Consider the following 6,735-nt stretch of genomic DNA (forward strand, 5'->3'; position numbering starts at 1 on the left):
AACCCTTTAAAATTAATATAAAAAGATTTGGAAATGTACTTTTATAAACCAACTATAATACACACAAATTTAAGCAAAACAATCAGTTAAAATTGCCCAGATTTTCACATTAAATCTAACACCCTATATTATCTAAATTAATATCATACTCGTGTGAAAAATATTATTTACGAGCTGGTGTATCAGTTTCAAGTTCTTTGTCATAAAGATTAATAAATAAAAGTCAATTTTTGGTTAAGAAGAAAATGAAAGAAAAAGATATCTATCCTAAAGTTTCAATCATAATTTTAAATTGGAACGGATGGAAAGACACTATTGAATGCTTAGAATCTTTATATGGAATCTATTACCCGAATTATGATGTGATTCTTGTTGATAATGGTTCAGAAGATAACTCTATTATAAAGATAAAAAAATATTGTCAAGGAGAAATTGAGGTGGATTCTGAGTATTTTGACTATGATCCATCTAATAAACCAATAAAAATAATAAAGCATAACATAGATTCTCAATTGCCTGTTTTAGAAAATGAAACTAATTTTTATACATTTCCCAATAGAAAACATCAACCTACAAAAAATCATCACCATACAAAATTAATCCTTGTACAAAATGAAAAAAATTATGGATTTACGAAGGGTAACAATATAGGAATTAAATATGCGATTAAATATTTAGATCCTAAATATGTTTTATTATTGAACAATGATACTGTGGTAGCAAAGGATTTTCTTGATGAACTTGTTAATGTTGGGGAAAAAAATGAAAATGTTGGTTTTTTAGGGCCTAAAATTTATTTCTACGATTTCAAAGGACAAAAAAACATAATACAATATGCAGGTTCAAAACAAAATTTATGGTTTTTCAACCCTAAGATTATTGGTATATTTGAAGTTGATCACGGCCAATATGATCAAGTAAAAAGTTTTGAGTATGTCCATGGCTCTTGTTTACTTGCAAAGGTTGGCATGATTAAAGAAATTGGATTATTGGACGAAGATTTTTTCAGCTATCGTGAAGAGAATGATTGGGGGATTCGTGGCATTAAAAAAGGTTGGAAGTCATTATATGTTCCAGCTGCGAAGATATGGCATAAAGGAGGAAAATCTTCTGGAGGCACACTTAATCCCTTAACAATATTTTACATGACTAGAAATGATTTTATTCTAATGAAAAAACATGGTAACATACTACAATTAATAATGTTTTTTATTTATTTTTTTGCTTATAAATTTTGGTTTTTTACAGGATTGTATTTAATACGTTATAAAAATATTAAAGCGTTTAATGGATTTTTAAATGGTACTAAAAAAGGGGTATTTTGGTAATCTACGATAATTTTTAACATTTTTGTTCCACCATTAATATTCTTCTATACAGATAACATGTGTTGAGTTCTGAATTTAACTCAGCAAAATCTTAATTCCTGCTCAAAGAAGATTTAAAATATAGGCTCTGGAGAAATCATATTTGATTTTGTTCAGATAAAGTGTTTTTGTAGCAGTATATGTTGTAGCAGTTGTTTTTGAGTTTGGTTTCTTTGTTTCTTAGCCTGTCGCTTCGGCTTTGTTTGAATCGCCGAATATTCTCTTTCTGACGGATATTACGGTTTCTACTAAACTTCTAATATGATACTTGGGTTCACTGAACAAGAATTGCATTACTAGACGATATTATCCTGTTTTTGCTCTTTTTTTAAGTGATATCATGCTGGTTGCTTTGAGTTCTTCGTGTATGACCTTATGTATCCCTTCTTCGTCGAATGCTTTATCTAAGCTGAAACCTGATGGTTTTATATTTCTTAATCGCCCTTGCCCTTATTTTAGTGCAAAATTGTAAGTAATATAAAAACTAGAATAGTATGTATGACAAGTGATGCAGTATTGGAATTGTTTATTCCAGATGAGGAAAAAGCTTTAGATGTTTTTAGACACATAAGATGAGCTGAAGGAGTTTATTGTCCCGAATGCAAATCTAATGAGATATATAAAAGAGGATATGTTATTAACAAAAAAGTTAGGCGATATTCATGTAATAAATGTGGTTTGAATTTCACTGATTTTACTGGAACTATTTTTCGCCAATAAACACCTCCCCTTAGGTGAAATGCTTTATATAATATTGAAGCAAGATAAAAAAAGCGTTAATCGATTATCAGAAGAATTAGGCCATAAATGGGAAAGTGTAAACAGAATATCTAAGGAATTTAAAGAATGTTTAGAAAATAATACAGATAGATCCTGTATTAGCGGGAGAAATTGAAATTGATGAAATGTATCAATCTGCAGGCAGTAAAGGCTTAAAAAAAACTTCCAAGAAAAAGGGGGCATATAATTAAGAGGCAGAGGAAATTGGGACATAAGATAAACCGCCAATTATCAGCGTGGTTGAAAGAGGAACCAGACACACCATCTTAACTGTTGAAAAAAACTTATCCAAAGAGTTAATACTCTCAATAATAGAAACTCATTGTAAAGGATCTATAATAGCTTTCACTGATGATTATACAATTTATACAAATTTAGAAGAACATCTTGATGTTAAAGAACATTATGTAATTAACCATTCCCAAAAAGAGTATGCAAACAATGAAAAACACGTTAACACATCTGAAAACAGACATTCATTATTGAGACAATATTTAAGAATTTTTAGAGGAGTTTCAAAGAATATATCTCCATATGTACGTCAAATTCTTCCAATTTACATTTATCCATGGAGTTAATTGGATGGACGAATCACTACAAATAATTTGTACTTGCACTAAAAAAAGGGTATGAGCGTTCTTAAATATTTTTTATAGTTGGTATTGCGTCTTTGGAATCGTGTCTTGGTCCGCGAATCACTTTTTGAGCTAGTATGACTTGCTTATCTGTGTCTATGGCTATTTGATTTTTGGTGAAACTTTTCCTCTTTTTTTTTACTTTGTTTTTTGATTTTACGTGCATAATACAAGCTTGCTTGGTCACTGGAATGCCCTGTTCCATCAACTGCTACCCAAGGATCCTTAATATCAAATAATTCAACTGTCAAATCGAGCATTTTATTCAAAATCGGATCCCAAACGTTTGAAGAATTTCTGTTACGTCTTATAGTGTGGAATACTTTTTAACCCAATTATTCCCTGTAATTCAGGCATTAACTCAATACTGGTTGTAAACATGTGATAATCAAGTTTTAACCGCATTTTCAAGCATAATAAAACCATAAGCTGGTGTTGTGTGTAATCCTGCTTTGATTTTTCGCAGGAAAATTCTAGCAAAGACATTTTAGATACTTTAAACGCTACAAGAGTAAATTTTATTAACTCGTTTTCATTTAAATCACTCATGGGATCACTTCCATATTTTTATTAATACTCGATATATGATCCCATCATACTATATATGATTTCTCAAAGCCAAATATTACTATTACACCATATTCATATTTAATATGGTGTTTTCATGGGACTGTCAAAAACTTGGGGGATAACCATCAAAAAGTTTTCTTTGGTTCCTAATATCAATTCTGATATTTATACGTGACATTACTCCCTTTTTAATCTTCATTAAACGCTTAACACTTTTAGGAAAGGTTTTTTGAAATACATTTTCCAAAATACTTGTAGTTCGCTCAATATTTCCATCTTCCAAGAAAGCAAACAAGGTTTTAAAGTACGGCATAAAATAATCATAGATAATTGATTGAATAACCTTTGAATAATCTTTAATTTTGTTTAATATTTTTTTAAATTCATTTTTAGCACTTGTGAATGATTTAAAGTCAAATAAACTGAACAATTCTAGTTTTTCTTTTTGTATTTTATCAATTTCATCATCTGTGAGTTCATTTTCTTTAATATACTTTGTTATGATTTTTTTAAAAACTTTTAGTGCGTGAAAATTGCACCATTGATGTTTAAACCCTAATTCTTCAATAATAGGTTTATATTTACCATCTAAATCCGTAGTTATAGCAATTGTTTTTTTATTCATTGTATTTTGCTCTAGAAACTCTTTTATGTTCTTAGAATTCTCTTTAGAGTATATTTCATCAGCAACTATAATATTCTGTTTACTGTCGAATAAAGTGAATCTGTAATTCCATATGCCATTAATTTTAATCCACTCAACGTCAAATATGTAATATCCTGAAAAACTGTACATGGGGTCTTTGTTCTTGTTTTCATATTCAAGTATCCAGTTTTCAATAGTTTGTGGTGAAACACGGACTCGTTTCTTTTTGAACTAAATAAGCGATATTACGCACTGATCCAATGAATAAACCGACTAATTCAATACATTTGTCCTTAAATTCGTGTGTGAAGTTACTATTATCCTCAACGATTTCAGAGATATCAGTAGTAAATTTTTTACCACATTTGTTGCATTTATAAGCTTGAATTTCTGTTTTAACAACGCCTTTATAGTAAAATATAAGTTTTCTTTCTTTAAACCCGTTTTTATTCACGAATTTGCTGAAACAATCAGGACAGATTGGATTTAACATCTCAATATGAAATATATCTTTTTTATACCATGTTTTTGATGTTTTGAATAATCTATGGTTTGTTTTATTTGATTTTAATATGGTTTTCAACAAATTTAGATAAATCTTCACAAAAATAGGAAAGTTTATAACCCTGATCAAACAAACTATCAATTGGAGCAAGTTTTTTTGTTGTTGTCATACAAAATACTATGCTCCACTTATTATAAAAATTTTTAGGTTTTTATTTCTGAAAATAGTCTGTTTGAACGAGAATAGAAATATTTTATTGTCATTTCATGATTTTTGAAATTCCCCAAGTTTTGGACAGAGCCGTTTTCATTGCCCTAACGTATAAATGATATGTTATCCTACTACAAATTTATGAGACTGAAATAGAAAAACTTCCAAATATTAGGTGAAGAAATGGTAAAACATAATAATAAAGGTTGGGGAGATGTTTGGTCAAATATAGATTTTGATCCTGATTTGATTGTTGAGCGAGGGCAAAAATCTACTTTTTTTTCATTAATTTCAGGCGTTATTCAAAAAAAATTTGGTTCTATTGATAAGCTCAATACAATTGAGCTTGGAAGTGGTATTGGGACCGTAAGTTTGCTTTTAGCCCTCAAAGGCTCAAATCCTACTTTAGTTGATAACAATGAAGTTGCGCTTCAACGGGCTAAAGAATTATATAATTATTTTAAGGTTAAACCAAAAATAAGGAATGAAGATATGTTCAATCTGGCAATGAATGATGAATCGAAATACGATATCTGTTTATCAGTAGGTCTTATAGAGCATTTTACAGGGGAGAAAAGGAAAGAAGCCATAAAAGCACATGTTCAAACTGTTAAAAAAAAAGGATTAGTAATTATAGTCGTTCCTAATAAATACTGTTTTAATTATAGAATATGGATGTCTCTAGCAAAATTAATCAGAAGATGGGATTACGGGTATGAAGAACCATTTAGTAGAAAAGAATTATTAACTCTGGCCAATGAAATCGGACTGAAAAATACTCAAGTAAACGGGACAGATTTTCTTACGTCATTTGAGCATTTATTAATATTTTTCAAACCAAGGATCCAAAGAGCTCTTGGGATAAAAACGTTTCCACCTGTCCAAGTTTTCCCGGATTATAAAATAACACTACTTGATAATCATTTGGGAAAAAATTTGCACCTTATTGGCGAAGTATAATAACAGCTTGTTAGATTTAATGTGAAAACTGGGCATTTTTAACTGATTTTTTTGCTTGAATTTGTGTTTATTATAGTTGGTTTTTAAAAGTACATTGTTAAGTCTTGCTATATTAATTTTAAAGGGTTTTTGTATCGAAACTTAAATAAAGGCTTTTAAATAGTATGTTTGGTGATTAAAATGAAAATGCCATTGGTTCACGATATAAAAAAAACATTAAATGTAAACTTGTTGGATTTATATATTATATAGAAATGACTCTAGAGAACTGCCAGGAATTAGTCGAAAAGGTTATGAAACCTGTTAATAAGGTGTTAAATCTATAAAAATTAGATTTATTGCATTTTTTATGGAATTGAATATTAAATATGTTGTTAATGAGTTAAATAACAGTGAGAGTTGAGAAAAGCATTCAGGTCTATCAACTTAGGTTATCTGGAACTTTCATAGGTTTTTTATGCTTTGACGACTGCCAAGTACTATAAATTTTGTTTTAAATGTCTAAATAAAGAATTTAAAAAGGATATAAGGGGAAATAGGAAGAGCAATCATCTCAATTGATATCTGTATTTAGAATATAATCTTGACAAAAAAGTATTATGATGATCGAACTTTTAGAAGAATATGGCTATGAATTTGGCTTTTCTACCTTTAAAAAGAAATTATATTGGAGGCAATTTACAATGACCATGGATATACGACACTTGCCAACCATTAACAATTCTATTCCACCAGGAGCAGTTCAAACAGTTAAAAAATCTTAGAAGACCATCTAGAAATCTTAGAAGACCTAAAAATAGAAGAAGGGATACTAAAAAGGAGACTTAAACTTGCTAATAAAGGCTATTTCAGCTTCAAAAATTAGATGGAAAATTGAAAAAGTATTCCAATTCCTCAAAGAAAAATTAGGATTGGCCATTATACACGCATCATACCAAACGCTCAGTCAATAAAAAAGCCTACCTAAATGTACTTTTACTAGGAATAATAATAATCCTACGGCTAAAACGAAATCCAAGAAATCTACACCTTGAAAAACTCCACATAAAACAGACACCCTAT

The 6,735-nt window shown here is 29.5% G+C and carries 6 protein-coding genes; 3 read left to right on the forward strand and 3 right to left on the reverse strand.

All coding sequences use genetic code 11. The annotated features are described in order from the left end of the window. Window positions 1-245: 245 nt before the first annotated feature. Together HPY60_10935 and HPY60_10940 are read left to right on the forward strand one after the other, a co-directional pair. Complete coding sequence (locus HPY60_10935; GenBank protein ID NPV51691.1) at window positions 246-1,328, forward strand: glycosyltransferase family 2 protein; 1,083 nt, start codon at window positions 246-248, stop codon at window positions 1,326-1,328. Between the two features lie 1,055 nt (window positions 1,329-2,383). Further along, window positions 2,384-2,725: a hypothetical protein gene (locus tag HPY60_10940; GenBank protein NPV51692.1), complete on the forward strand. Its 342-nt coding sequence runs from the start codon at window positions 2,384-2,386 to the stop codon at window positions 2,723-2,725. Between the two features lie 143 nt (window positions 2,726-2,868). On the opposite strand, the gene HPY60_10945 is transcribed toward HPY60_10940, so the two are convergent. The 3 genes from HPY60_10945 to HPY60_10955 all read right to left on the reverse strand — a co-directional run bounded on the left by HPY60_10945 (window position 2,869) and on the right by HPY60_10955 (window position 4,148). Beyond that, the gene (locus tag HPY60_10945; protein ID NPV51693.1) at window positions 2,869-3,042 is read right to left on the reverse strand and encodes a hypothetical protein; all 174 of its coding nucleotides are present in this window, start codon (window positions 3,040-3,042) and stop codon (window positions 2,869-2,871) included. Between the two features lie 40 nt (window positions 3,043-3,082). Beyond that, window positions 3,083-3,331 carry a hypothetical protein gene (locus tag HPY60_10950; protein NPV51694.1) on the reverse strand — a complete coding sequence of 83 codons (249 nt, stop codon included), beginning with the start codon at window positions 3,329-3,331 and terminating at the stop codon, window positions 3,083-3,085. A gap of 124 nt (window positions 3,332-3,455) precedes the next feature. After that, complete coding sequence (locus HPY60_10955; protein NPV51695.1) at window positions 3,456-4,148, reverse strand: hypothetical protein; 693 nt, start codon at window positions 4,146-4,148, stop codon at window positions 3,456-3,458. 748 nt (window positions 4,149-4,896) lie between these two features. Between HPY60_10955 and HPY60_10960 the strand changes: the two genes are divergently transcribed. Further along, complete coding sequence (locus tag HPY60_10960; protein NPV51696.1) at window positions 4,897-5,673, forward strand: methyltransferase domain-containing protein; 777 nt, start codon at window positions 4,897-4,899, stop codon at window positions 5,671-5,673. Window positions 5,674-6,735 lie beyond the last annotated feature (1,062 nt).

It is taken from the genome of Methanofastidiosum sp. (genome assembly GCA_013178285.1).
Classification (GTDB): Archaea; Methanobacteriota_B; Thermococci; order Methanofastidiosales; family Methanofastidiosaceae; genus Methanofastidiosum.